Source organism: Halioxenophilus sp. WMMB6 (assembly GCF_033283405.1).
Classification (GTDB): Bacteria; Pseudomonadota; Gammaproteobacteria; order Pseudomonadales; family Cellvibrionaceae; genus Halioxenophilus.
Window position 1 is genome coordinate 571,852 of record NZ_JAWMQR010000003.1, and the last position, 26,508, is coordinate 598,359.

Below are 26,508 nucleotides of genomic sequence, written 5' to 3' on the forward strand. Positions count from 1 at the left end.
TCCAACCAATACCTGAGCCAAATAATCAAACGAGGCGGTTATTGAAAAGCCTGGCCGCCCGGCAGTCAATGACGAAAGCCCGGTTAATCGGCGGCGAAGTTCAATTCCAAATTGGCCGAATTGCTGCGGCTGGCCTCGGCCAGGTCGTACCAGTCGATTTTGCGGGTCACCATCATCACTACGGCGAGAATGACGAATACCAAAATCGAGCCCATCAGCAGAGCGTAATCCTCCGCCTGCACGATGACATACAACAGGCCATACAACCCCAGCAGCATAGTGGCAAACAGCAGTGCCGAGAGAAAACTGTGCAGCATATGGCGCACGTAAAAGAGCAATAGCCCGCAGCAACTGACGGCACCGAGCGCATAAGCCAGGCCAAAGGCGATGTGCTCGGCCAGGGAGATCAACAGCAGATAAAAAAGCGAGATTGCCAAACCGACAAAGGCGTATTGAATGGGGTGGATACGAATGCGCTTAAGCTGTTCGAAAATAAAAAAGGTGATAAAGCTCAAGCCGATAAACAGCATGGCGTACTTCACCGTACGCTCCGATTGCAGATAGACATCCACCGGCTCGATCAAACGGGCACCAAAGCCACTGGTGAGAATGGGCTCGCACTGGCGCTCGGTAAAACAGCGGTTAATGAGATTGCTGTTATTGCTGGAGTATTGCGTGGTTGACCAGGCCGCGCTGAAGCCGTCGTCGCTTACCGCGCGAGTGCCAGGTAGCTGGGCACCGATAAATTCCGGGTGTGGCCAGGTGGACTGCATAGTCACCTTCACCTCGTCGCCCACGGGAATAAACGTTAACTCTTCTGTGCCACGCAACGACAACTCAAACGCAAAGTGAAGCGGCTGTTCACTGTTTTTCAGGTTCGATAAATAAACACTCACCCCGGTAGCCAACCCACTCATACCACTGCCGGGTTGCGCAGGACGCGGCTCGCCATTGATGCTCACCTTGGGCGCGGTATCAATACCACGCACGTCACCCACATGCAGCGACAGGTAAGGCGTGCCGACACTGTGAAAACGCTCCTCCTGCTCAATTGAGCGCAACTTGCTCTGAATATCGGCGGCGGCAAAATGGCCTTGCAGTAAAATCTTGCTGTTATAGACCGGAATTTTGTAGATGCCTTTCATCAGGTACTGGCTATCAACCACAGTATTGATCTCCGCCGCCTGGGCGGGAATCACCAACCGGCTATCCACCAGGTTTTCGGTTTGCACACCATCTGCAGAACGGCTGGGTACCGCCACCTGGTAGGGAATCACCAGCACCGGTGTCATCAGGCGCTGTGACCCAGTCCAACTCTCCGCCACCGAGGCCTTGGCGGCCAACTGGTAGCTGTAGCGCTCACTCACCTTGTGACTTACCATCGAGATCGGAATCAACACCAGCAACGCCAGTGCAAAAATCATTAAAATTTTAATCGCCAACTGTTTTTGCATAACACCCCTCCTGAGTAGTCCGCCCAGCCTAACGGGCAATGCTGACTTTTCCGGGGTGGAATTATGGCTAATTGTGGCAGCGGCCATGCTCGCGAATAGGACCGACAAAAAAATAAAATAATTTGTCACAAACCGGGGGTGGATAGCGTCAAGGGGTTAATCACAACCCCAGCAAGGAGATTCCATGAGAAACTGGCTTACCCGCAAAATGATCACCCGTTTTGGCAACCACTATCACTACGACGTCAGCTACCTCTACTACATGCTGCAGCATCAACCGGCACTGACCAGCCAATTTTTACAGATTGGCAATCGCCTGGGTAAAGCCCGGCGGATTCCTGCCAGCGTGAAGTGCACGGCGCAGCTGGTAGCCATGCGCCACGAGGATTGCGGCCCCTGCCTGCAGCTGCAGGTACAGATAGCCGCCGAGGCCGGCATGGCCGAGGCCGAGATACGCGCCGCGCTCCTGCACAAGCCGGAACAATTAAGCCCGGATAACGCCCTGGCCTACCACTATGCACAGGCGCTGATGGCCAACAGCGCCACACTGCCCGAAGCGCAACAGGCCATCGTGCAGCGGTTTGGTGACAGCGGCCTGGTTGAGCTGGCCGTGGTCACTCAGGCGGCCCGGTTATACCCGATGGTAAAAAAAGGGCTCGGCCACAGCCAAGCCTGCACACAACTGCAATTGGGAGAGAGCACTATTGCTCTGGGACGACACATGGAGGGTCGGGCGTGATGATGGCACTGGCGTCTGATTTTGAGCGCAACCGCCCACGTCTGCTTGGCATCGCCTACCGCATGCTGGGCACACTGACAGACGCCGAGGACCTGCTGCAGGATGCCTGGCTGAAGTGGCAGAGGGTCGACATGACCACCATCGATAACCCGGATGCCTACCTCACCACCGTGGTTTCGCACCTCTGCCTGGACCGCCTGCAACAGGAACAGAACCGACGCCAGCGCTACACGGGCCCCTGGTTGCCGGAACCCATTATCGACAGCGACTATTTATCGGCCCAGGCTCTGACCGAATACGCCGAAGACCTCTCCTTTGCGCTGCTGCTTACGCTGGAGCGATTAACACCACTGGAACGGGCGGTATTTATTTTGCGCGAGGTGTTTGACCACTCCTACCCGGAGATTACCAGCATACTGGGGCGCTCCGAGGTGGCCGTTCGCCAGCTGGCCAGCCGGGCCAGACGTTCGGTGACTGACGCCCGCCCAGGTAAACGCGCATCAACAGCCCAGCATCAACAGCTGCTGAGTGCTTTTCTGCAGGCGACAGCCGAAGGCGATGTGGAGGCGTTAACGAAATTGCTGGCCAGAGATGCGGTGCTCACCAGCGATGGCGGCGGCATTAAGTTGGCGGCCCTGCGGCCGATTTTCGGGGCCGAAAAGATTATCCGTTTCCTGGTGGCGGTGTTTCACCGCAAGTTGGATCCCAGGGCTCAGGTTTCCGGCTGGCTGGGGTTGGTCAATGGCCAACCCAGCCTGGTGGCGAGTGTTAACAACCAACTGGAGCAGTTGTTAACCATCGATTGCAGTGATGATCGGATCAACCACATTTACATTGTGCGTAATCCGCACAAATTGGTTCGAGTATCAGAAACAGTTGCAGAAAAGCTTTCATAAGTGCACCTCATACTGACTGGGTTACCAGCATTCTCTGTTAAGAGCCGGTACTCACCGGCTAACAGTTCTGTTTTTGCGCGAGCGGCCGGTGCCCGACAATGAACAGGGTAACGGCACCAGGGCGCTATTCTTGAGTGTAGCAACCGCCTGGGTAATGACCACTAATCCGCAAAATATTCGCGTATTACCACTTTCTCGGCACAAATAGGGTGTTTTAAGCCAACCGAATTGCTAATAAACGCTATGCCGCCCGCCCCCTGCATTCCCGCCTGATTACATTTAATTCCGATGTTTCGCCTTTTTCCCACTTGCAACAGAGAGAATCAGTGCCGATAGTTGTTGCAGACAGTCGGTTCAGCAGCAGAAGTAATGGTATGACATTTGACCAGCTCGATATCCATATACCCGATGGCACACCACTGCCAGAGGCGCTGGCGCGCACCACCCACCTGGCGATAGTGGCCCACCCCGATGATCTTGAGCTGTTGGCCTACCACGGCATTGCCGCCGGTTATCAGCAGCCAGATATATGGTTTACCGGAATCGTCATTTGCGATGGTGCCGGCTCGCCGCGCAGTGGCCCCTTCGGCCACTACAGCGACACCGAAATGGTGGCCATCCGTCGCCAGGAGCAGATTGCCGCCGCCGAGCTCGGGCAATACAGTGCGGTGATTCAACTGGGGGTAGCAAGCGCCGCCGTTAAGGCTGTCAGCAATGCGCAGTTAATTGACCAACTTTGGCAACTGCTCAACGCCTGCCAGCCCACCACCCTCTACCTGCACAACTTTATCGACCGCCACCAGACCCATGTTGGCTGCTGTCTGCAGAGCCTGGCCGCAGTTCGCAAAATGGCTGCCACCCAGCGCCCGCTACACATTTTGGGCGGGGAGCTCTGGCGGGATCTCGATTGGCTGCCGACAACCTATAAGGCGGTGTTGGATGTGAGCCCGTACCCGCAGCTTCGGCAGGCATTGATTGGCCAGTTCGCCTCGCAAATTGCCGGTGGCAAACAGTATGACCAGGCAGCACTGGCCCGTTCCAAAGCGCATGCCACCTTTGCCGAATCCCACCAAACCGATGCCGTCAGCGCCATCAGTTTTGCCCTCGACCTAATGCCGCTGGTGGCCGACGAGACACTCACAGTGGACGACTATTGGCAGACTATCCTGACCAGTTTTGATCGGGAAGTCCGTGCACATTGGCAAGCCTTTAACACCTGACACCCAAGGAAGCAGCAGCATGGAAGTTTTTATCTTTAAAGATAGCCAGCAGGTCGCCGAGTACGCCGCCGATATGATCTGTAACCTGCTGGATTTTAAATCCAGGGCGGTATTGGGGCTGGCCACAGGCACAACCCCCATCGCCACCTACGAGGTGCTCATCAATCGCTTTCGGGCAGGCCAGATCAGCTTCAAGCGGGTAACCAGTTTTAATCTGGACGAGTACATTGGGCTGCAGTCGAGCAGCCCACACTCCTACCGCAGTTTTATGAACAAACACCTGTTCGATACCATTGATATCGACCCGGCGCGTACCTATCTGCCAGAGTGCTCCCCCGGCCAGGACCCAAGATCGGTGGGGCCCGATTACGAGCAGCGCATCGTCGCCGCCGGCGGTATTGATCTGCAGCTACTGGGTATCGGCGGTAATGGCCATATTGGTTTTAATGAGCCAGGCTCCAGCCTGGGCTCGCGCACCCGGGTAAAAGTGCTTACCCAACGCACCTTCGAAGACAACAGCCGGCTCTTTAACGAGGGCGATTTTCAACCACACATGGCAGTGACCATGGGTATCGCCACTATTCTCGATGCCCGCCGCATACTGCTGCTGGCAACCGGCGAGCACAAAGCGGCAGCCATCAAAGATACGGTGGAGGGGGCGATCTCAGCCATGCACCCGGCAACCGTTTTACAACAGCACCAACGGGTGCGGGTTATTCTGGACGAGGCGGCGGCCTCGCAACTGGAACACCTCGACTACTACCAGTGGGTGCAGTTGCAGAACGACTCCATCGCCGCCAAGCACGGCGGTAGCGCCGATGAAGATCCATGGTTTCATAACTGAATAAGTGGTTATACACAGCGCAGTTTAATAATAAGCCCAGGGCCGGAGCCGTAGTTTAGAGAGCCTGTTGCAGTGGGCTGCCCACTGCAACAGATTTCGCTATCGTCGCTACGGCTCACTGGCTTGGCTTTGTTTGCGGCACTGGAATTTTTGGTTATTGGCAGCACCAACCATCCACCTCTTTACAAATCCCACTGGCTAATCGGCGGACAAACGCCATGACCTTATGACTCCTGCACCCTCGAATTGGGCCGCCACTGCGGGTTAGCAAGCGAGCTATTATCTACTCCCCCACACCACCTCGCCAGCAGTCCTGAGGGCGTCCTTGGGGCCCAAACCAATTATGGCACTCACTTTAAAGTCCAACCCTGTAGATCTGCCCAGGCGCCCGCCGCTCACTTTTCCCTCGATCCTTTTGGCACACTACTATGGTTGAAATTGCTATTGTTCCTATTGCCCAAACTTTTAATCTTTAGCACATTGTCCGCGCCGTATTCTGCAGAACAAAATAGACAAGCAAATCGGCTGAAAAACACGCAGAAAAACAGGCGGAAAAACAGGCAAGAACACAAGCAAACGCAATAGCCATAAAAATTTCCGACCATTGAAGTTTCCAACTGTTGAAATTTTCAAACAACAGAAATGGTTAAATAATTTTAGTAAAACGACTCAGCCAGCGAACCTTACGCAGGCGCACAACAACTGCCAGACCACTAACAGAAAAATAATTATTAAAACGGTTACCAGTCACCACAGCAGAATATGCCCATGCAAGCATTCACCTTCAACACCGTCCGCACCATTGTTAGCGAGCCAGGGAGTCTTGCTCAGCTAGGAGCCATCTGCCAACGTCTGAATATTAAACGCCCGCTGATTGTCACAGACCCGGGTATCGTCCAGTTGGGCATGCTGACTCGACTCACCGACCAGCTTATTCACGCCGATCTGCCACACACGGTTTACGGTAGTGTTGTTGCCGATCCACCAGAGCAGATAGTCCTCGAAGCGGTAGCCATGGCAAAGCAGACTGCGATTGATGGTGTTATCGGTTTTGGTGGGGGCAGCTCGATGGATACCGCCAAACTGGTTGCCTTGCTGGCCAACTCCAACGAGCAGCTTGCCGACATCTATGGCGTGGACCAGGTTCGGGGCAAACGCTTACCGTTAATTATGATTCCCACTACGGCCGGCACAGGCTCCGAGGTGACCGCGGTAGCCATAGTCACCACCGGCGAGACCACCAAAATGGGTGTCGTCTCTCAGGAGTTAATTGCCGATGTCGCCCTGCTTGATGCCGAATTAACGTTGGGACTACCGCCCGCTATAACTGCTATGACCGGCGTCGATGCCATGGTGCACGCCGTGGAGGCTTACACCAGTGTCCACAAAAAAAATCCCTACACCGATATGCTGGCCCGCCATGCATTAACACTAATGGCTGAAAATATCGTCGAGGCGACTCACAACGGCGGCAACCTTCAGGCGCGTCAAGCCATGTTACTTGGCGCCTGCCTGGCTGGTCAGGCCTTCGCCAATGCGCCGGTAGCAGCGGTCCACGCGTTAGCTTACCCCTTAGGTGGCCACTACCATCTCGCCCACGGATTAACCAACTCGCTGGTACTGCCTCACGTACTTAAATTTAATGCCGAGGCAGCTGCCAATTGGTATGCCGAGCTTGCTGAAATTATCCTCCCTGCCGAGCAATTAAGCAGCGCAGCACCCGCCAAGGCCGATCAACTTATCGACTATTTTCTGCAGCTGATTGAAAAACTCGGATTGCCTGCAACCTTGGCCGATGCCAAGGTACCCCATGCCGATTTACCGATGCTGGCGAAAGATGCCATGATGCAGCAACGGTTACTTATCAATAATCCTCGTCAGGTTACCGAAGCAGATGCATTGGCAATCTACGAAAACGCTTATCGAGGCATGTAATGACTACAGGCAGTGTTACCCCCACAGTAGATCCTTCCCTGCGCCGCAGCTATGGCTGGTTTATGCCCATCACTACTCGCTGGATGGACAATGATATCTACGGCCACATTAATAATGTTCACTACTACTCCTATTTTGATACCGTCGCCAACACCTTTTTAATTCAAAAGTGTGGCCTGGATATCCACCACGGCGCGGCAATTGGTTACATCGTCCATTCACAGTGCAGCTATAAACAGGGCATCGCTTTTCCCGAAGCCATAGAGGGTGGCTTTAGGGTAAACCGAATTGGCAACAGCTCCATTCAATATGGCATAGGGATATTTAAATCCGGCGAAAACAGTGCTGCCGCCTACGGCACCTTCACCCACGTGTTTGTTGATCGTGCGACAGAGACACCGGTATCGATACCCGAAGCGATGCGACCCGCCCTGGAGGCGATGCTCGCTACAGAATTCTAATAACAGGTTGCCCAACGGGTAATTATCTTTGACCTAATAATAGCGGAGGGACAAAGTGACTTCCTTACACATCCCAAGAGAACGCGACAACGACTACTCTCGTGAAGCAGCTGCCAAACGACGCCGCTTTGTTGAAGAGCAGACCGGAGCCGCATTAGAACATACCAGTAAATTCTCGTTTGATCCGGCCATTCTGCCAGGCAACATTGAAAATTTTACCGGTGTGGTGCAGGTACCCCTTGGGTTCGCCGGTCCATTGCGCGTGAACGGCGAACATGCCCAAGGGGATTTTTTTGTACCTATGGCCACCACCGAAGGCACACTGGTCGCAAGTTATAACCGCGGCATGCGCCTTACCCGTCAGGCTGGCGGAATCACAACTACTGTCGTCGATGATGCCATGCAGCGAGCACCCGTCTTCGCCTTCAATAACGCGCGCGAAGCCCGGGATTTTTCTTTGTGGGTTACCGAGAATTTCTCAGCCATTAAAGCCGCTGCCGAGGTAACCACCCGCAGCGGGCGACTGAGAAATATCGAGCAATACTCCGCGTCGCGTATGCTTTACCTGCGTTTTAACTACACCACCGGTGATGCTGCCGGACAAAACATGACCGGCAAAGCGACCTATGCCGCTTGCCAATGGATTGCCGACAGCTACCCGCCCGGTATTGGTTACTACTTTTTATCGGGCAATATGGATACCGATAAAAAACACTCAGCACTGAATACCCTGCATACCCGCGGCAAACGGGTGGTGGCAGAGATTACCCTACCCAGACAACTGGTTATTGAGCAATTACACACCTCACCGGAGGCGATGTACGCCGCCCGCAAAACGTCACAGTTGGGCGGGCTTATGGCCGGTGCCGTGCACAATGGCGTACACCCGGCTAACGGTATTGCCGCCATGTTCATCGCCACCGGTCAGGATGAGGCAAATGTTGCCGAATCCCATGCCAGCTTGGTTTATGCCGAAGTGACACCCGATGGCGACTACTACTACTCGGTTACCCTGCCGTCACTGATCGTTGCCTCTTACGGTGGCGGCACCGGCCTGGCCACACAGAAGGAGTGTTTGGAAGCACTTGGCTGTTACGGACAGGGTAAAGCCAAAAAACTCGCCGAAATTTTTGCGGCAACGGTTTTGTGTGGCGAGATATCACTGGGGGCAGCGGTGGTTTCCGAAGAGTGGGTCAGCAGCCATGATCAATATGGGCGCAACCGCCCTTAAATTAGCCATCATCCAAAAAAGAGTGAGCACCAGCCCTTAAAGCTGGTGCTCATTTTGGTTTTGAAACAAGCCAATCCCAGCTGAAATACAATTAACACTACGATAATTTTTTGAGCTGAGAAATATAGAGTACTCAAACATAAGCGCTATAGATAACGGCGACAACCATAAGAGAAAACCACGGAGAATAATAACGATGACGGGTTTTAATAAAGAACGATTAATATTTGGGTTATTTTTACTGGTGGTCATTGTGGCGATTGAATTGATTTTACACCGCTGGCACCTGTCTGGGTGGCCAGTGTTTATGGTGATGATCTTCTTCTTTGAAATGCACATGGATAAAAAGCGCGCCCACCATATCATCATCGGTGGTTTAGTGGGCATTGCCTGTTATCTGGGCACCGTAAAATTTGTGGAATTAACGGCCCCTTGGCTAGGTATCGAAACAGCCCGAATTGCATTTATCTGCCTGGCGGTCTACGCCATTGTGGCTTTTGGTGAGATGTTACCAGCGGTATTTAACAATTACGCCTTTATGTATTTTCTGATTACCGGCTTGGCTGCCAGCACTGGCCCAGCACAACCTCTGCTCTGGGCGGGGCAGATTATCATTGGCGGTGGCTTGGTCATCGGCAGCATTCTACTCATCGGCATAATCATGGCTAAAATCAGCGGCAAACCAACCACGAACATTGAACACAGCAATGCCTGACAACAGTTCCGCGGGCAATAAAAAACCTGGCAACGCCAGGTTTTTTATTGCTCAGTTTTCAGCGGGGCGCCTTAGCGCAGGGGCGGCGTTAAGTATCTGGCCGTTACTCCCAAAGACCCTGCGCTCTCTTTCAGCTCCAACTTGGCGATAGTTTGTAGATGCACCTCATCCGGGCCATCGGCAATACGCAGACAGCGCCCCTGAATATAACTGTCGGCCAATGGGGTATCCGGTGTTAAGCCCATGGCACCAAAGATTTGCATCGCGCGGTCAGTAACATTGGTGTGAATGGAAGGCACGATTGCTTTAATCATGGAGATCTCCTTACGAGCTGCTTTGGTACCCAGCTTATCGATCATCCACGCGGCCTTCAGTACCAGTAAGCGCGCCTGATCAATCTCAATTCGCGACTTCGCAATCCACTCCGACACTGTACCATGTTGGTGCAGATATTTGCCAAAGGCTTTGCGCTCCTGCGCACGAGCGGTCATCAGTTCCAATGCCAGCTCGGCAGCGCCTATGGAACGCATGCAGTGATGGATTCGGCCGGGCCCAAGCCGTGCTTGCGCCAAGGCAAAGCCGCTGCCCTCCTCCCCTAACAGATTGCTAACCGGCACCCGTACACCTTTAAAAAGAATTTCACAGTGGCCTTCAGGTGAAAGGTGATTCATCACAGTGGGGTTACGTACCATCTCAACGCCAGCCGTATCGCTGGGTACTAAAATCATACTTTGCTGATGGTGACTGTCAGCGTTGGGATCGGTCTTCCCCATAACGATATAGAGACGGCAATTGGGGTGCGCAGCATTGGAGGTAAACCACTTGCGACCATTGATCACGTACTCATCCCCCTGCCGCTCTATGTGCATGGTGATGTTGGTGGCATCTGAGGAGGAGACATCCGGTTCAGTCATACAGAACCCGGAGCGTATCTCTCCGTTCAGTAGCGGCTGCAGCCACTGTTTGCGCTGCTCTTCACTGGCAAACATATGCAGCAGTTCCATGTTGCCAGTATCGGGGGCATTGCAATTAAATACTTCAGGCGCCCAGGAGACGCGGCCCATAATTTCAGCCAGGGGCGCATATTCTAAATTGCTTAAGGGAGTACCGGGCTCATCCGCTTTTAACCCAGGTAGGAACAGGTTCCATAACCCCTCCTCCTTGGCCAAGGCTTTTAAATCTTCCATAAATGGCGGTGGATAGATGCCCTGGTGGACTGACTCGTTGTACTCCCGAATACGGGGCACAATGTATTGATCCATAAATTGCAACAACTGCTTACGCAGCAATTCAACTTTTTCGGAATAGGCAAAATCCATAACAGCACCCTAACAATAAACACTGAGTAAGAATCCCGGTATTACCCGGGAACTGAGTTGGCAGCTTAAAGTGCCAACCAAAACATAGATTCGTTATTACCTTTTATTGGCAAGTAACCACTCGAAAATAGCACTGGCTCTCTGGCCGCCATTGTTAATCAGAACGAGGACTTGCCGCCATCGACCGCAATAGCCTGCCCATTTAAATAGCTATTTTCTGGCGCCATCAGCATGAGCATGGCCTGTACAATTTCGTGGGCCTCACCCAAGCGTTTCATGGGTGATGCTTGGGCAAACAGCTCTTCACGTTGCATAATGGGACTGTCGGCAATCATCGGGGTATGACTGAAGTAGGGGCAGACAGCATTGCAGCGGATATTGTTACGGCCATATTCCACGGCTGCGGTTTTGGTTAAACCCACCACCGCGTGCTTGGCGGCACAGTACGGCGCCAACCGTGGAGCCCCGTTTATACCCGCCATTGAAGCCACATTGAGTATGACTCCACCCTCCTGCTGTAACATCTGCCGTATCTGATATTTCATACCAAACAATACCCCTTTGGCATTGACGGCAAAGTTGAGATCCATATCGGCTTCGGTCACATCGATCAAAGATTTCATATCGCCGGAGATGCCGGCATTGTTCACCGCAATATCCAGCCGGCCAAACTGGCTGACAGCCGCAGAAACGAAAGCTTCCACCTGAACCTCTTTACTGACATCACAAGCTTGGTAGATCACCTCACACTGCTTGCTGCTGACCAATTGATCGGCAACAGCTGCCACGCCAGCTTCGTTTAAATCGGCCAGGGCCAACTTAGCGCCCATATCAGCCAGAGATTCCGCCAGCAGTTTTCCGAAACCACTGGCAGCACCGGTAATTAAAACCACGCGATCATTAAAACTGGTTACAGCCATAAGAGACTCCCATTAAATTGTTAAGCCGCCATCAACAACAATACATTCACCGTTGGTGTAACTGCCGGCCTCAGAGACCAGGTAAAGCACTGCGCCGGCCATGTCCTTAGGCTCCGCGTGACGGCGCAGAGGAATCTGCTCCATCACTTTGTTGTAGGTAGCCTCGTGGGAAAAGAGCGCTCCGGCAAACTTGGTTTTGGTCAGCCCCGGCAATAGGGCATTCACCCGAATACCCAACGGGCCGCACTCTTTGGCAAAGGCTTTGGTCATATTGACCACTGCCGCCTTGGTAATAGAGTAGATACCCTGGCCTTCCGCTGGTTGCAGTGCATTGACCGAGGCGGTGTTAACAATGACGCCGCCGCCCTGCTCTTTCATCATCTTGCCTGCCTCCACCGACATAAAGAAATAACCGCGGATATTGACGTCTACCGTTTTTTGGTAAGCACTCAGATCGGTTTCCAAAATATGGCCAAAGTAGGGGTTGGCCGCGGCATTATTGACCAAGATATCCAAGCGATTGTGTTTGTTGCGAATAAAAGCGAAGGTTTTCGTAATATCTTCCATACTGCCAACATGACAAGCATGGGCTTCGGCACTGCCACCGGCGGTAATAATTTCGTCGGCTACCGTCTGACAATCATCCAGCTTGCGGCTAGAGACAATTACATGCGCACCCTGCTCGGCAAGCAGCTTGGCGATGGCTTCACCTATGCCTCGGCTTGCCCCGGTTACCAAGGCTATCTTTCCGGTTAAATCAAATAAATTTGTGGCCATGTCTACACTCCCGATTTACTGCCTTGTTTATGGCAAAAGCACCAATTTGCCTTTTACATCGCGCTGCATCAGTTTGGTTAATGCGGCCGGAGCCTCATTCAATGGCAGTTCCGCATCGGTGACCAGATGCACCTTCCCGTCTTGGTACCATTGAAACAGCTCCCGAAGGTTGTCGGCATAGACCTGGGGTTCTGCCTGAGTAAAATTCCCCCAGAAAACACCAATCACGCTGTACTCTTTCACCAGGGTAAGATTGACCGGCAGCTGTGGAATCTTGCCACTGGCAAAACCAATCACCAGAATTCGACCGTTACGAGCCATGGTGCGGGTACAGGCATCGAAGGCATCCCCGCCCACCGGGTCGTAGACCACATCGACACCTTTACCACCGGTAATCTCTTTCACCGCACTACGCAGATCCTGGTCTTTATAGTTAATCAGCACATCGGCACCATTTGCCGCAGCGATATCCAGCTTTTCTTTACTGGAACAGGCGGCGATGACACGCGCTCCCATGGCTTTACCAATTTGCACCGCCGCCACGCCGGTTCCACCCGCCGCGCCCAGCACCAGAAGCGTTTCACCCGCTTTTAATTGCGCGCGCTGCTTTAACGCGTGGTGCGCCGTGCCATGGGCACAGGCCAGGTTGGCAGCGTCGCTGTAGGGCATGGCGTCGGGAATGGGGATAACACACACGCCCGGCACGGCTACCTTTTCCGCATAAGCACCGTAGGCTGGTGCCATACCCATAACCCGCACACCAGGTTCAACTCCCTGCACGCCTTCCCCCACCGCCTCCACATCACCGGAAAATTCAAAACCGGGAGTGAATGGCAGTGCGGGCTTCACCTGATATAACCCTTGCACAATCAAGGCATCGGGATAATTCACTCCCGCCGCTCGAACCCGAACAACGACCTCGCCTGCATTGAGTTCTGGCTCCGGCACATCGGCAAAAGACAGCTTTTCAATAGGCGCAAACTCATTACACACGATCGCTTTCATAGAAGATCTCTCTTATTCAATTAATTGATTGGCCATGTGTGCGAGAACATCAACCAACTTACCCATTGCCAAAGCATTGGCATTCGATGCGTTGCCCTGTTGGGCTCGCTTGTAAACGCCCTGAACAATGGACGCCAATCGGAAAAAACTGAAAGCCAAATAGAAGTTCCAGTTATCAATGGATGGAACACCGCGTAACACGCAATATTGATTAACAATTTCTGCTTCGGTGGGCAACCCCAGCTCGACCCGATTGAGCCCACCCAACCCTTTGCCGTGATCTGAGGGTGGCAAACGCAGGCACATGCAAAAGTAGGCTAAATCGGCCAGCGGGTGGCCCAAGGTGGCCAGCTCCCAATCCAACACCGCCCGGCCCCGGGCTTCACCGTTGTAGAAGATAATATTGTCGATGCGAAAATCGCCGTGCACTAGGCTAACCTGACCATCCTCTGCTGGACAGTGCGCATCCAGCCACAAGATTAAACGCTCAACCTCGGGTTTATGGTCAGTTTCCGCGGCTCGATACTGCTGCGTCCACCGACCAATTTGCCGCTCAAAATAATTGCCGGGGCGACCAAACTCTGCCAAACCGACTTTATTGACATCCAGATTATGGATAGCGGCTAATATGCGGATAATTTCTGAGTAGTAGGCTTTGCGTTGATCCATAGCCACAGCCGGCAGCGCGGGATCCCAAAAAATTTCGCCAGGTTCATAGCTCATCAGATAGAACATTGAACCAATAACATCGCAATCCTGGCAGAGGTGTAAAGCGCGGGCGACGGGCACCTCGCTTTGTGACAATGCCGTAAGCACCTGATACTCTCGATCCACCGCGTGAGCCGACTTCAACAGTTTTCCCGGTGGTTGCCGGCGCAAAACATACTGATCACTGGCGGCTTGAATTAGAAATGTCGGATTGGATTGCCCACCAGCGAATTTTTCCGCGGTTATCGGGCCAGAAAAGCCATCAACATGTCGTTCCAGATACTCACTGAGGAGCACTACATCGATTTCGTTGACTGTACTGTCAGACATAAATCACGTCTCGTATTTTATCGTTATCGGTATTTGTACGGCACGCACCTAAAAACGTGCTGACCAAAATAAGACCTTAGTAAAGCGGAGTTAGCAAATGAGCCGGCAACAATTCGAACAAATAGAGCCTAACAACGAGGATGTCTAACAGCCATTTCGAGCGAACAACTTTCGCGCATTTGGTGAACGATACCAATGGCCAAAACTTTCACGGCCACTGACAAAAAAGGCCCTATACGCGAAGAAGAAAAAGAGCAGTTTTTCAAAAAGCAACCACGGTTCGAAAACTATAAGAAATACCCGCTCGTCGGACTCCGTATTTTATTGACGCGGTAGCTCTCTGCGCAGCACCTTGCCAACATTGCTTTTTGGCAATGAAGCAATTAGTTCAACCTGCTTGGGAATTTTGTAGCCCGTTAAAAGCCCACGCATGAACTTTTTCAGCTCGTCTTTATCCAGCTCACCCGATTTGGAGACCACGTACAACTTCACTGCTTCCCCGGACACATCGTCAGGCACGCCAATAGCAGCGCACTCCTGCACGCCCGGGAATTGACAGGCGATATCCTCAACCTCATTGGGATAGACGTTAAAACCAGAGACTACAATCATATCTTTTTTGCGATCGACTATGCGCACATAACCATCGGGCAGGATTTCTGCCATATCACCAGTACGCAGCCAGCCCTCTTCCGAAAGGATTTCGGCTGTCGCCTCCGGCCGCTGCCAGTAACCCAGCATCACTTGCGGCCCACGCAAGCAGAGTTCACCAATCTCGCCAATGGGCAGATCATTGCCTTGACCATCGATGGTTTTTACTTCGGTACTTGGCACGGGGCGGCCGACAGTACCTGGGTGGATATTTTCGGGTGGATTGCTGACTACGGTCGGTGAAGCTTCGGTTAAACCATAGCCTTCGGATATCTGTATACCAGTAAGTTCTTTCCAGGCCTTTGCGGTTTCTGATGTCAGCGCCATGCCACCAGAGGTGGTACTGCGCAGCGACGATAGATCGACAGAGCGAAATTCCTCGCTGTGCAGCAAGGCATTGAACAGGGTATTCAAGCCGACGAAGCCGGTAATCTTGTAGGGCTTAATTTCGTTCACCAACGCGGGAATATCCCGGGGATTGGCAATCAAAATATTGTGACTCCCCTTCGACAGGTTTGCCATGCAGTGCACGGTAAACGCATAGATATGGTAGAGGGGTAATGGGCAGACGGTAATTTCCATTCCTTCACGAAAGATCGCGTTGCAGTGCTCGGTCACCTGCAAGGTGTTAGCCACTAAATTTCTGTGGGTCAGCATCGCTCCTTTCGAAACACCGGTGGTACCACCGGTGTATTGCAACATTGCAACATCCGATGGTTTGATCTCAACAGGCTCGGGGATTTGATTAATTCCCAGAGAAAGCGCTTGACTAAAGGTTATTGACGGCACACCCATGGCTGGATAATCGTCTGCAGCAACCGGGGCTGGGCTGGCAGGTTTAAGAAACGGCCCCATCTCCATCGGCGCCGTCACAATGACACTTTCGATACAGGAGTTGGCAATTACCTCGGGCGCTGCCGCTACCGTTAAGGTGGACACCACCCAGAGCTTGGCTCCAGAGTCATTAAACTGGTGTTCCATCTCTCTTGGAGTGTAAAGCGGGTTAGTATTAACAATAACCAAGCCCGCCTTTAGCGCGCCAAAAAGAATTACCGGGTATTGCAATAGGTTGGGTAACTGCACGGCCATGCGATCGCCTGGCCGAAGGCCGGAATGCTTTTGTAAGTAAACGGCAAAAGCATCACTCAAACGATCCAGGTCGGCATAGGTTAAAAGCTGGCCCAAGCCAGAAAAGGCGATTTTATCGCGAAATTTATGACACGCGGGTGTGATAATTTGGGGGATAGTCTGCTCTAGATTCATTGCATCTCTCTCTGGATCGCGCAACACGAGCTGGAAAAAGTTCAGATCGATATTGGCGTTTGAACCAATTCAAACCGAAAATAGTGGTGTGAATAACTAGCAGTTTGCCCCGCCGCCGGTATGGCGACAGGGCAAAACAGGGATTAGAAGTTATATTGCATTTCGATGCCGTATACACGACCTTTGGTCAATGGTGAGAAGGTACCACCAGCAGGAAAACCAGCAATGGTGTCCGGCAGCTGGGTATCGCCACCATGCTTCACTTCATCCAGCAGGTTTTTGCCATATAGACCAACATTCCAGTGACCATCATTGGTATAGAAATCGATGCCGGCATCAACAATCTCCTGCTCGGTGATATAGCCATAGTTGCTATCTGTGTAGGCAGATTCATCACGGTAGGCGTAACTTAGACGTGAGGTGATGTAACCCACAGAACCAACATTCAGATCCCATACCACACCAACGCTATAGGTAAGCTCAGGCGCTCGCGGAAGATCCAATTTCTTATCGATATTGTTGGTCTCACCATCACCATTCAAATCGGCTTTTACCTTGGTGTATTCAGAATCGGTTAAACCCAGTGACGCGGTCAGTAACAGGCCGGTGGTTACCGAATAAGCACCATCAAGTTCCAGCCCCATAATGGTGGCATCGGCCGTATTGCGCACCAGCTGCACCGTGCCTAACGCACCGGGGAAATTGAGCTCCCGCTGCATATCGGTGACATCGGTATAGAAGAGTGCAGCGTTCAGGCGACCGCGGCTGTAGGTTGACTTATAGCCCAATTCGTAACTATCCACCTGCTCGTCGTCAAATGGCCCCGGGGTATCATCAGGATTGAGGGAAGTGTTTCTTAGGTTATAACCACCTGAGCGGAAACCTCGAGTCCAGTGGGTATAGAGCTGGGCATCATCGGAAAGTAGATAGGTTAACCCCAACTTGGGTGAGAGGCTGCTCCAGCTGTCGTCATGGACAAAGTCTGGTTCACACTCCTGCTCCGGAGTACTGGCAAAAGCGATATCACAGATATCCGAGCGTACATATTGCGGTAGGCCAACAAACCCAGCACCAAGACCACTGATATTATGACTGAGAGAGGCAATTTCGACCTCTTTCTTCTCATTGGTGTAGCGAATACCCGCTGTTAGCACCAACGACTCAGTCAGGTCGTAATCCACCGATGCAAATGCACCCACGGTTTCCACGTCGTACAAGCCGCCCCCAGTAAATTGCAAGAAGGGAGCACGTACACCAAACAACGCTGCTGACAATTCCGTGGCCAGATCACGCCCTTCGGAGTAGTCGACATTATTGGTGTAATAGAATAGCCCGGTAGTCACCGTAGCCCGATCGGCAAAAGTACCGGTGTAGCGCAGCTCATTACTAAACTGCTCAGCTTCGGTTTTTGAATACCCCTTAAAGATATCCAGCGGTTGCGAGTCGATATCACCCAGGGATTCAGCATCGTAAGAGCGCCAGCCAAAAATATTGGTGATGGTACCGTCACCAAACCCGACATCAATATTGGTTTCGAAGCTGACAAAATCGGCATCAGTATTGTAGTAGCCAGTTTCATCTACTGAGAAATCAAAGCTATCTCGGTCATAGTTGACCCACGCACCAGGCGTACCGGCGCCATTGGTGTGCGCTTGACCGGCAGGACCATCACTCTCTACCTCAGAGTGCTCATAGCGAAGGGTAAATTCGGTGTTGGCAGTTGGCGTCCACACCGCAACACCGCGGTACATCTGCTGTTCGGCCGCACCAAAGTCCTCGCCATTGTATTTGTTCTCAAACCAGCCATCGTCATTGTTATAGTAGGCGGTAAATTTTCCGGCCAGGGTATCGGTCAACGGGCCACTGACTGTACCCATCAAATAGCTATTCAAGCCACCATCACCACCACCATCGACGGCAGCACGTACCTTCGCCTCGAATTCATCACCTGGTTTTTTTGTGTTGATCAGAATCGCACCGCCGGTAACATTCTTACCAAACAGAGTCCCCTGTGGACCGCGCAGCACTTCAATACTTTCCAGATCAAAAACATCAAACACCTGGCCCGCTGATAACCCCATATAAACGCCATCGACAAACAAACCGACAGTCGGGTCAATCGAGATAATGGAGCTGTTAATGCCAAGGCCACGAATGGAGAAGTTGGCGTAGCCTTTTACGGTGCCGGTATCATCCAAAGAGACATTGGGCATACCCACAGATAGGCTTTGCAGGTCGCGCACCTTCAAAGCATCCAGCTGATCGGAACCATAGGCGGTAATTGCCAGTGGTACGTCTTGAGAATTCTCTTCCCGCTTACGAGCGGTTACGACAATTTCTTCCAATAAGACAGCAGAGCCGCCTTTTCTGGGGCCCTCACCCTGGGCAGATGCGGCCACACTAAGACCGGCACCACAACTGCCAACGAGAAGAGAAACGAGTAAGCGACGTGGGAATTTCTTGGTTAAAGGATTGTGTGGTTGCATTGAACCACATGAACACTGCAGCATGGATGTCTCCTTGTTATTATTATGCGATTCAGATTTATTATGCATAGCCGATTAAAACCGGTTAATAATAATTCTGATCCACTGAAATCGAATCACAAACACCAGCATATACTTGTTGGCAACCAGTGTTTATGAACAACTTTCAACTGAGCGAAAGTCTAGAGCAAAGGGGGTAACCCTCAATAACATTTTCTACCATGTTGACTGGCAAAAAAAATCGTGCCACCTGCCAATTGATGGCCGACAAATGATACCCACCCAGCCTGTGGAAAAGTAGTAACAACACCCCAGATTTTGATTTAAAAAAGTCACTGTTTGGTCAACTTTTACAGCACCGCACCTATGATAATTACCTATCCAACAAAGCTTTACCGGCCGGCGCACAGGAATTCGACAGGTGTAACAAAAGGTAACACACATCATTTCTCCCTATATTCCGTTACTTTTGCCGCCAGCCGCTTTACACTCAGTCACTTCGTATCGCGCTTTAGAGCGCCATAATCACCACCAAACCATAGGCTGATGCGAACCACTGTTTATTCAAACACGGGCCACCCAATAGGTCGGCCACAGAAGCCAAACTACTAGAATAATTAGCAGGGCAGATGAACAGCGAAATCAAAAATAGACATTTTTTGCCACAGGAACTGTCGGGAAAGAATCGAATGACCGAAGAAGAAATTACCATTCCGGCCAGTTACATTAAAACCTTACTACGCCAGGTCGCCGAAAAGGGCTACGACACCGAGCAACTCCTGCAGGATGTGGGCATCGACCATTCACTGCTCGAGCGCGAGCGCTACTTTTCAGCGGTGCTCTACGGCAAACTCTATCAACGTGTCATCTGGGTGATGCAGGATGAGTGGTTTGGCGTATTGAGCGGCGGCAAAATTCGTCGCGGCTCTTTTCGGTTATTGTGTTTGTTGCTAGTGCAGTGCAAAACCTTGCATCAGGCCATTATTCGCGCCTGGGAATTTGGGCGCATCTGTCGCGGTTTTAAGATCAGTGAGCGACTGGAGATCAACGACAATGTCGCCAGAATTACTCTAGCGCCTTTGGAAGGGGTTAACGACGATGAGTTCCGGGAACTCATGTCACAAGCATCGCCGGTAAAAATACGCTACACCATCGCCTCCGGCCAGCGCCTTTGGAGCTGGTTGATTGGCACGGAATTGCAAACACTGCGCACCTTTTATACCTTCGATCAACCCGAGCAGGAGTGGGAGATGTCGCAATACAATGCCGGTGATGTGCTCTTCAACCAGTCGTTTAACGGCTTTGAATTCCCATTAAAGTTTCTCGACTACTCCATTATCCAAACCGAAGAGACCCTGGAGGATTTCCTCCGGGTCGCCCCCTTTGGCCTGCTGGTTAATGTCGACAGTGGCAAAACCACCAAGGCACGCGTTAAAGCAATCCTCAATCAGAATGTTGGCCACACCATGCTCGGCGCCGAGCGAGTCGCCGACAAGCTCAATATGTCGGTCACCACACTGCGTCGCCACCTGCAGATTGAGGGCACCTCATTCCAGCGGCTTAAAGATGAGTGCCGTATGGAAGCAGCATTCCACTACCTGGGCTGCCCCGACCTCAGTAACCGCGAGATAGCCGACCGTCTGGGCTTTGATGAATTGAGCGTGTTTTTCCGCGCCTTTAAAAAGTGGACTGGTATCACACCAGGACAATACCGAGCCACGGAACTCGGCCATAAAAATGGCCACAAGTAAGCCGCAATAAAAAACCGGCGCCTAGGCGCCGGTTAATGCCCTAATCAACCTTATCCGTTGCAAACGCCAACTCTGTAACCAGCCTGCTAAACGGAGCCGGCCACACTACAAGCCAAAGGTGGCTTCTGGCATTGCCATTAGGTTGTCGCTGCCAGAACGGATGGTGGCTGTCAGAAGCTGAGTTCGAGGCAATAAACGTTCAATATAAAAACGGGCATTGTTGATTTTGGCCTGGTAGAAATCCTGGTCGCCGCTGCCACTATTATTTGCTGCCGCTTCGGCACTGCGCACAAGAAAATAGCCCACAGTGCAATAACCGGCCAACATCAGGTAGTCGTATGCCGCCGCGCCAACCGCGTTGACATCACCCGCCATCGCCTTGACACCCACCTCCTCGGTGACAGCCAACCATAATTGAATGCTGTCAGCCAGCGCCGGAATCATTGGCGCCACTGCCGCCGGGTGCTGACTGCTACAGAATGTCTGCACCTGGGTTAGAAACGACTCCGCCACCTTGCCGCCGGTCGCCAGAATTTTTCGACCAAGTAGATCTAGCCCCTGAATACCATTGGTGCCTTCGTAAATGGAGGTGATACGGGTATCGCGATACTCCTGCTCCATGCCCCACTCAGCGATGTAACCATGGCCTCCCAATACCTGAATACCGTAGGTGGTGGCTTCCATACTGATTTCTGAGATAAACCCTTTGGCTATGGGAGTTAACAGTGCCAGTTCGTTTTCGGCCCGTGCCCGTTCTGCGGCATCGTTGCTGGCGTGGGAAATATCCACCAGTTGTGCACAGTAGTAGTTGAGCAGACGAGTCCCCTCCGCCAGGGCTTTTTGCGTTAACAGCATACGACGCACATCGGGATGAGCAATAATCGGGTCGGCTGGCTTATCGGGCAATACCCGCGGTGTCGCCCGCATCTGTACCCGCTCCTTGGCATAAGCCAACGCCCCCTGGAAAGAGGCCTCAATGTGAGCCTGAGCCTGTTGTGCCACACCCAGGCGGGACTCATTAATAAAGGTAAACATGGCACTCATGCCCTTGTGGGGCTGGCTGATCAAGTAGCCACGGGCACCATCGAAATTAAGCACGCAAGTAGCATTACCGTGAATACCCATTTTGTGTTCGATTGAGCCACAACTCACCCCATTAGGCTCCCCCATAACGCCCTGTTCATCCACCCACAGCTTCGGCACTACAAACAGGGAGATACCCTTGACCCCTTCCGGCGCATCCGGCAGCCGAGCCAGAACTATGTGCACAATATTTTCGGTAAGGTCATGCTCGCCAGCGGAGATGAAAATCTTGCCGCCACTGATGCTATAGGTGCCGTCGTCGTTGGGCGTGGCTTTGGTGCGCAGCAGGCCAAGGTCAGAGCCACAGTGAGCCTCGGTTAAACACATGGTGCCAGACCAACTACCCTCGACCAGCTTAGACAGATAACGCGCTTTCACCTCCGGAGCGGCATGGGCGGCGATGGTTTTAATGGCACCCCAGGTCAGGCTGGGATACATCGACCAGGCGTGGCTGGCAGAGGCGATCATCTCATACACCACCGCACTCAAAGACGAAGGCAGGCCCTGACCGCCAAGATCCACCGGCTGAGAGAGGCCCGGCCACCCCCCCTCAATAAACTGCGCATAGGATTCTTTAAAACCGGGCGGGGTAGTCACCACTCCTGCCTGCCACTGGCACCCTTCCCGGTCGCCCACCGGGTTCAGCGGGCTGATCACCTGTTCGCAAAACTTGGCCGCCTCTTCCAAAATGGCAGCCACCATGTCCGGGCTCGCCTCTTCGGCGCCCGGTAGATTCTGGTAGTGCTGCTCGTAGTTGAGCACCTCTTGAATAGCAAACTGAATGTCTCGCAGAGGGGCTTTGTACTCTGGCATCTCTCTTCTCCATCGCGGCCGGCAGTGCAGATTGCCAGACGATTAAATTACAAATTATTAACGGTTTGATTTACGGGTATGACCTTTTAATTCACTCGGGCGCCATCATCATGACCAGTGTTTCAGCGACTAGTGCCGGCTTCTCACTGCCTTCAATCTCCACGGTGATGGCGATACGTAAAAGAGCCCGACCAGGCTCCTTCTCCTCGGCACTGCTGATCTCGGCCAACAGGCGAATACGGTCGCTGTTTTTCACTGGCACCAAAAAACGCAGGCGATCTATACCATAGTTAACCGAAGTGGAGCCTGCTGGCACATGCGGCGCCAAGAGCGGATAAAGCAGATGCGGCACCATGGATAGGGTTAACAGCCCATGGGCAATGGTGCCGCCAAAGGGTGTCTCGGCCGCAGCCACAGGGTCGACATGAATAAACTGGTCATCCAGGGTGGCTTCAGCAAACAGGTTGATGCGCGCCTGGTCCATTTGAAACCAATCACTGGCTCCCAGATTTTGCCCAGTCAACCCCTGCCAATGGTTACCGCTCATATTCACTCCTCAAGCCACTTCAAACAAGCCAGCGGCACCCATGCCACCACCCACGCACATGCTCACCACAACAAACCTGGCACCACGGCGCTTACCTTCAATTAACGCATGGCCCACTGTGCGGGCTCCGGTCATACCGTAGGGGTGGCCAATGGAAATTGCACCGCCATTCACGTTGTACAACTCGGGATCAATACCCAAGTGGTCGCGACAGTAGAGCACCTGGCAGGCAAAGGCCTCGTTCAACTCCCACAGGCCGATATCGTTGATGGTCAAACCGTGCTGCTTGAGCAGCTTAGGAATCGCATAAATTGGGCCAATGCCCATCTCCTCGGGTGCATTACCAACCACCATCATGCCACGATAGATGCCCAAGGGCTCCAAGCCTCGGCGCTCGGCCAATTTGCTCTCCATCACCACACAAGCTGAGGCACCATCAGAGAGCTGACTGGCGTTACCGGCAGTAACACAACCACCCTCAAGCACCGGGTCCAGCGCCTGCAGATTTTCCAGAGTGGTGCTCGGCCGGTTGCCCTCATCCTTGCTTAAGGTCACCTCTTCATAGGTGACCTCTTTGGTCTCTTTGTTAAAAACCGCTTTAGTGGCGGTAATGGGCACAATCTCCTCATCAAACTTGCCAGCCTCCTGCGCAGCGGCGGTGCGCTGCTGCGACTGCAACGCGTACTCATCCTGCTGGGCGCGGCTAATGCCATACTTTTTGGCCACGTTTTCTGCCGTTAACAGCATCGGCATGTAGGCGTGAGCAGCGGCGGCAATCACATTCGGGTCTTGCGCCTCAGAGGCCAATTTAAAGTAGCGCTCCTGCTCGGCGGAGATGTTGTCCTGGCCACCGGCAATCACCACCTCCATACCATCGACCATAATTTGCTTGGCTGCGGTGGCGATGGCCATCAAGCCTGATGAACATTGGCGATCAATGGTTTGGCCGGAAGCGGTAAAGGGCAAACCGGCGGCCAACGCCGAGGTGCGCGCAATGTTGCCGCCGGCGGTGCCCGAGGTGAGCACAGCACCGATAATCACGTCCTCGACTTCAGCACCCTCGATAGCGGCGCGTGCAACCGCATGCTGAATAGCGTGAGCCATCATGGTGGGCGATTTGATGTTGTTCAGGGCACCGCGAAATGCGCGGCCAATAGGGGTACGGGCGGTAGAGACGATAACGGCTTCTTTCATGCTTATCTCCTTTCTAAAATTGGCAATTGGCTTAAATCAGCCTTTAAAACTCTTAAACGGCTTACCTTCGGCGGCCAGCTTCTTCAGCAAAGGCGCGGGCTTAAACCACAGCTCGCCATACTCGCCCAAGGCTTCGCGGTACTTATTCATACCCGCCAGAACGGTATCCAGGCCGATCTCATCGGCATACTGCATAGGGCCACCGCGCCATACCGGGTAGCCGTAACCGTTGCAGTAGATGAGGTCAATATCGCTGGAGCGGGCGGCAATGCCCTCTTCCAAAATCAGCGCGCCTTCGTTAATCATCGGGTAGAAACAGCGTTCGATAATCTCCTGGTCGGAAATTTCACGGCGCTCAATGCCCAACTCCTTGCGGCACTGCTCGGCAATTTCGGGAATTTCCGGGTTGGCGCTTTTATCGCGACCCTCGTAGATGTAGTAGCCGCACCCGGATTTCTGGCCGTAATGACCTTTGTGATAAAGCACATTGGCAATGGCAGCGTAGCTTGGGTCGTGCTCGAACAGCTCAGGGCGCTCCTGACGGGTGAGGTAACTGATGTCGTTGCCGGCCAGATCAATCATGGAGCAGAAGCCCATGGCCAAGCCGTAGTCGTAGAGCACGCGATCGATCTGTTCCGGGCTGGCGCCCTCCAAGACCAAGCGCGATGCTTCGCGGCCATAGGGCTCCAACATACGGTTGCCAACAAACCCGAAACAGACGCCTACCACCACCGGCACCTTCCTAATTTTTTGTGCAACTTTTAGGGCCGTAATGATGACATCGTCAGCGGTCTTCTCGGCACGGACAATCTCCAGCAAGCGCATTACGTTGGCCGGGCTGAAAAAGTGCAACCCGATCACATCTTCCGGCCGCTTGGTGACCGAGGCAATTTGGTTCACGTCCAGGGTGGAGGTATTGGTGGCGAGAATCGCGCCTGGCTTACAAACTTCGTCCAACGTTTGGAACACGCTCTTTTTAATATCCATGCGCTCAAACACCGCTTCGATCACCATATCGGCGTCGGCAATGTCAGCGTAATTGGTGGTGGAGCCTAGCAGCCCCATGCGGCTCTCCACCTGCTCGGTGGTGAGTTTGCCCTTTTTGGCGGTGATCTCGTAGTTGGTGCGAATCACACCGATACCGCGCTCTAATGCCTCGGCGTTTAAATCCAAAATAGTGGTGGGAATACCGGCATTCACAAAGTTCATAGCGATACCGCCGCCCATGGTACCGGAACCAATAATAGCTACTTTCTCAACTTTACGCGGCGGGGTTTTCGGGTCTACACCGGGTACCTTGCTGGCGGCGCGCTCGGCGAAAAATATGTGTTGCTGGGCGCGCGCCTGCGGCGTGGCCATACAGGCCATAAAGAGTTCGCCCTCTTTTTTCAGCCCCTCAGCCAATGGTAATTCACAGGCGGCTTCCACCGCTTGAATACACCGTTCCGGAGCAAAAAAGCCGCGGGTTTTACGGGCGTTCGCTTTCCGAAACTCAGCAAAGAAATTCTCTGGTAGCTGACTGGTATCGACACTCATCTGAGCACAGCTGCGCAGCGGTGCGTGGCTGTCGAGCAGCTCCTGGGCGTAGCTACAGGCGGACTCCAACAAGGTGCCGACTTCCACGGCAACGCGATCAATAAAGCCACTTTGCAGTGCCTGTTGGGCTGGAACCGGTATCCCGGAGACGATCATCTCCAGAGCCACTTGCGCGCCGGCCAATCGAGGCAGGCGCTGGGTGCCACCGCCGCCGGGAATAATCCCCAAACTCACTTCCGGAAGACCCAGCAGGGCGCGGCCGTCGGCGATGCGATAGTCACAGGCCAAGGCCAGCTCCAAGCCACCGCCCAGGGCCATACCGTTAATGGCCGCGACCACCGGTTTGGCACTCTCTTCAATGGTGTGCAGCACATCGGGCAGTTGCGGCTCGGCATCGAAATTGCCGCTGGCAAACTCGGCAATATCCGCACCACCGCAAAAGATTGCCCCGCTGGAGGCAATAACAATCGCCTCGACACTGGCGTCGGCGAGCGCGGCCTGGACGGACTCGGCAAGCCCTGCGCGTACCGCCTGACCCAGGCCATTCACCGGCGGTGAGTTGAGTTGTATCAGCGCCAGATTGCCTTGTGTTTGGTACAGAACAGGTTCAGCCATGAATGTGATCCTCAA

21 protein-coding genes are annotated in these 26,508 nt (G+C 53.1%); 9 read left to right on the top strand and 12 right to left on the bottom strand.

The annotated features are described in order from the left end of the window. Positions 1-83 precede the first annotated feature (83 nt). Complete coding sequence (gene creD / locus SBL51_RS11480) at positions 84-1,454, bottom strand: cell envelope integrity protein CreD (protein WP_317931072.1); 1,371 nt, start codon at positions 1,452-1,454, stop codon at positions 84-86. Between the two features lie 184 nt (positions 1,455-1,638). Between creD and SBL51_RS11485 the strand changes: the two genes are divergently transcribed. The 8 genes from SBL51_RS11485 (at position 1,639) to SBL51_RS11520 (ending at position 9,495) form a co-directional block, all read left to right on the top strand. After that, positions 1,639-2,193 carry a hypothetical protein gene (locus SBL51_RS11485; protein ID WP_317931073.1) on the top strand — a complete coding sequence of 185 codons (555 nt, stop codon included), beginning with the start codon at positions 1,639-1,641 and terminating at the stop codon, positions 2,191-2,193. Beyond that, entirely contained in the window at positions 2,193-3,089 is an 897-nt protein-coding gene (gene sigJ / locus SBL51_RS11490; protein WP_317931161.1) for an RNA polymerase sigma factor SigJ, read from the top strand. Before SBL51_RS11485 ends, sigJ begins: the two co-directional genes overlap by 1 nt. 374 nt (positions 3,090-3,463) lie before the next feature. Next, positions 3,464-4,309 carry a PIG-L deacetylase family protein gene (locus SBL51_RS11495; RefSeq protein WP_317931074.1) on the top strand — a complete coding sequence of 282 codons (846 nt, stop codon included), beginning with the start codon at positions 3,464-3,466 and terminating at the stop codon, positions 4,307-4,309. A gap of 19 nt (positions 4,310-4,328) precedes the next feature. Then, positions 4,329-5,153 carry a glucosamine-6-phosphate deaminase gene (gene nagB / locus SBL51_RS11500; protein ID WP_317931075.1) on the top strand — a complete coding sequence of 275 codons (825 nt, stop codon included), beginning with the start codon at positions 4,329-4,331 and terminating at the stop codon, positions 5,151-5,153. Between the two features lie 768 nt (positions 5,154-5,921). After that, positions 5,922-7,088, top strand: coding sequence for an iron-containing alcohol dehydrogenase (locus SBL51_RS11505; RefSeq protein WP_317931076.1), 1,167 nt, complete (start codon positions 5,922-5,924; stop codon positions 7,086-7,088). Continuing rightward, the gene (locus SBL51_RS11510) at positions 7,088-7,549 is read left to right on the top strand and encodes a thioesterase family protein (RefSeq protein WP_317931077.1); all 462 of its coding nucleotides are present in this window, start codon (positions 7,088-7,090) and stop codon (positions 7,547-7,549) included. The genes SBL51_RS11505 and SBL51_RS11510 overlap by 1 nt, the downstream gene beginning before the upstream one ends. A 55-nt stretch (positions 7,550-7,604) precedes the next feature. Beyond that, complete coding sequence (locus tag SBL51_RS11515; RefSeq protein ID WP_317931078.1) at positions 7,605-8,780, top strand: hydroxymethylglutaryl-CoA reductase; 1,176 nt, start codon at positions 7,605-7,607, stop codon at positions 8,778-8,780. A gap of 196 nt (positions 8,781-8,976) precedes the next feature. After that, positions 8,977-9,495 carry a hypothetical protein gene (locus SBL51_RS11520; protein WP_317931079.1) on the top strand — a complete coding sequence of 173 codons (519 nt, stop codon included), beginning with the start codon at positions 8,977-8,979 and terminating at the stop codon, positions 9,493-9,495. Positions 9,496-9,566: 71 nt separating this feature from the next. On the opposite strand, the gene SBL51_RS11525 is transcribed toward SBL51_RS11520, so the two are convergent. The 7 genes from SBL51_RS11525 to SBL51_RS11555 form a co-directional block, all read right to left on the bottom strand. Then, positions 9,567-10,814, bottom strand: a complete 1,248-nt coding sequence (locus SBL51_RS11525; RefSeq protein ID WP_317931080.1) for an acyl-CoA dehydrogenase family protein — start codon at positions 10,812-10,814, stop codon at positions 9,567-9,569. Positions 10,815-10,972: 158 nt separating this feature from the next. Beyond that, positions 10,973-11,734, bottom strand: a complete 762-nt coding sequence (locus SBL51_RS11530) for an SDR family oxidoreductase (protein ID WP_317931081.1) — start codon at positions 11,732-11,734, stop codon at positions 10,973-10,975. Between the two features lie 12 nt (positions 11,735-11,746). Then, complete coding sequence (locus SBL51_RS11535) at positions 11,747-12,511, bottom strand: SDR family oxidoreductase (protein WP_317931082.1); 765 nt, start codon at positions 12,509-12,511, stop codon at positions 11,747-11,749. A gap of 27 nt (positions 12,512-12,538) precedes the next feature. Continuing rightward, positions 12,539-13,516 carry an NADPH:quinone oxidoreductase family protein gene (locus tag SBL51_RS11540; RefSeq protein ID WP_317931083.1) on the bottom strand — a complete coding sequence of 326 codons (978 nt, stop codon included), beginning with the start codon at positions 13,514-13,516 and terminating at the stop codon, positions 12,539-12,541. Between the two features lie 12 nt (positions 13,517-13,528). Then, positions 13,529-14,554 (bottom strand): phosphotransferase, encoded by a 1,026-nt coding sequence (locus tag SBL51_RS11545; RefSeq protein WP_317931084.1) that lies wholly within the window; start codon positions 14,552-14,554, stop codon positions 13,529-13,531. 321 nt (positions 14,555-14,875) lie between these two features. Then, positions 14,876-16,468 (bottom strand): AMP-binding protein, encoded by a 1,593-nt coding sequence (locus tag SBL51_RS11550; protein ID WP_317931085.1) that lies wholly within the window; start codon positions 16,466-16,468, stop codon positions 14,876-14,878. Positions 16,469-16,611: 143 nt separating this feature from the next. After that, on the bottom strand, positions 16,612-18,813 hold the full coding sequence (locus SBL51_RS11555; RefSeq protein ID WP_317931086.1) for a TonB-dependent receptor: 2,202 nt from the start codon (positions 18,811-18,813) through the stop codon (positions 16,612-16,614). 830 nt (positions 18,814-19,643) lie between these two features. Here SBL51_RS11555 and SBL51_RS11560 point away from each other — a divergent pair. After that, entirely contained in the window at positions 19,644-20,705 is a 1,062-nt protein-coding gene (locus SBL51_RS11560; RefSeq protein WP_317931087.1) for an AraC family transcriptional regulator, read from the top strand. 105 nt (positions 20,706-20,810) lie between these two features. Here SBL51_RS11560 and SBL51_RS11565 read toward each other — a convergent pair whose 3' ends face one another. The 4 genes from SBL51_RS11565 to SBL51_RS11580 form a co-directional block, all read right to left on the bottom strand. Beyond that, positions 20,811-22,601, bottom strand: a complete 1,791-nt coding sequence (locus SBL51_RS11565) for an acyl-CoA dehydrogenase C-terminal domain-containing protein (RefSeq protein WP_317931088.1) — start codon at positions 22,599-22,601, stop codon at positions 20,811-20,813. A gap of 91 nt (positions 22,602-22,692) precedes the next feature. Further along, complete coding sequence (locus SBL51_RS11570; RefSeq protein WP_317931089.1) at positions 22,693-23,148, bottom strand: MaoC family dehydratase; 456 nt, start codon at positions 23,146-23,148, stop codon at positions 22,693-22,695. 9 nt (positions 23,149-23,157) lie between these two features. Next, a complete protein-coding gene (locus SBL51_RS11575) occupies positions 23,158-24,342 on the bottom strand; it encodes an acetyl-CoA C-acyltransferase (RefSeq protein ID WP_317931090.1) in 1,185 nt (394 codons plus the stop codon). A gap of 36 nt (positions 24,343-24,378) precedes the next feature. Beyond that, the gene (locus SBL51_RS11580) at positions 24,379-26,493 is read right to left on the bottom strand and encodes a 3-hydroxyacyl-CoA dehydrogenase NAD-binding domain-containing protein (RefSeq protein WP_317931091.1); all 2,115 of its coding nucleotides are present in this window, start codon (positions 26,491-26,493) and stop codon (positions 24,379-24,381) included. Between the last annotated feature and the right edge of the window lie 15 nt (positions 26,494-26,508).

Bases quoted from the DNA above. Each gene is read 5' to 3' on its own strand.
- creD (WP_317931072.1), bottom strand. From the start codon at position 1,454: ATGCAAAAACAGTTGGCGATTAAAATTTTAATGATTTTTGCACTGGCG.
- SBL51_RS11485 (WP_317931073.1), top strand. From the start codon at position 1,639: ATGAGAAACTGGCTTACCCGCAAAATGATCACCCGTTTTGGCAACCAC.
- sigJ (WP_317931161.1), top strand. From the start codon at position 2,193: ATGATGGCACTGGCGTCTGATTTTGAGCGCAACCGCCCACGTCTGCTT.
- SBL51_RS11495 (WP_317931074.1), top strand. From the start codon at position 3,464: ATGACATTTGACCAGCTCGATATCCATATACCCGATGGCACACCACTG.
- nagB (WP_317931075.1), top strand. From the start codon at position 4,329: ATGGAAGTTTTTATCTTTAAAGATAGCCAGCAGGTCGCCGAGTACGCC.
- SBL51_RS11505 (WP_317931076.1), top strand. From the start codon at position 5,922: ATGCAAGCATTCACCTTCAACACCGTCCGCACCATTGTTAGCGAGCCA.
- SBL51_RS11510 (WP_317931077.1), top strand. From the start codon at position 7,088: ATGACTACAGGCAGTGTTACCCCCACAGTAGATCCTTCCCTGCGCCGC.
- SBL51_RS11520 (WP_317931079.1), top strand. From the start codon at position 8,977: ATGACGGGTTTTAATAAAGAACGATTAATATTTGGGTTATTTTTACTG.
- SBL51_RS11525 (WP_317931080.1), bottom strand. From the start codon at position 10,814: ATGGATTTTGCCTATTCCGAAAAAGTTGAATTGCTGCGTAAGCAGTTG.
- SBL51_RS11530 (WP_317931081.1), bottom strand. From the start codon at position 11,734: ATGGCTGTAACCAGTTTTAATGATCGCGTGGTTTTAATTACCGGTGCT.
- SBL51_RS11535 (WP_317931082.1), bottom strand. From the start codon at position 12,511: ATGGCCACAAATTTATTTGATTTAACCGGAAAGATAGCCTTGGTAACC.
- SBL51_RS11540 (WP_317931083.1), bottom strand. From the start codon at position 13,516: ATGAAAGCGATCGTGTGTAATGAGTTTGCGCCTATTGAAAAGCTGTCT.
- SBL51_RS11545 (WP_317931084.1), bottom strand. From the start codon at position 14,554: ATGTCTGACAGTACAGTCAACGAAATCGATGTAGTGCTCCTCAGTGAG.
- SBL51_RS11550 (WP_317931085.1), bottom strand. From the start codon at position 16,468: ATGAATCTAGAGCAGACTATCCCCCAAATTATCACACCCGCGTGTCAT.
- SBL51_RS11560 (WP_317931087.1), top strand. From the start codon at position 19,644: ATGACCGAAGAAGAAATTACCATTCCGGCCAGTTACATTAAAACCTTA.
- SBL51_RS11565 (WP_317931088.1), bottom strand. From the start codon at position 22,601: ATGCCAGAGTACAAAGCCCCTCTGCGAGACATTCAGTTTGCTATTCAA.
- SBL51_RS11570 (WP_317931089.1), bottom strand. From the start codon at position 23,148: ATGAGCGGTAACCATTGGCAGGGGTTGACTGGGCAAAATCTGGGAGCC.
- SBL51_RS11575 (WP_317931090.1), bottom strand. From the start codon at position 24,342: ATGAAAGAAGCCGTTATCGTCTCTACCGCCCGTACCCCTATTGGCCGC.
- SBL51_RS11580 (WP_317931091.1), bottom strand. From the start codon at position 26,493: ATGGCTGAACCTGTTCTGTACCAAACACAAGGCAATCTGGCGCTGATA.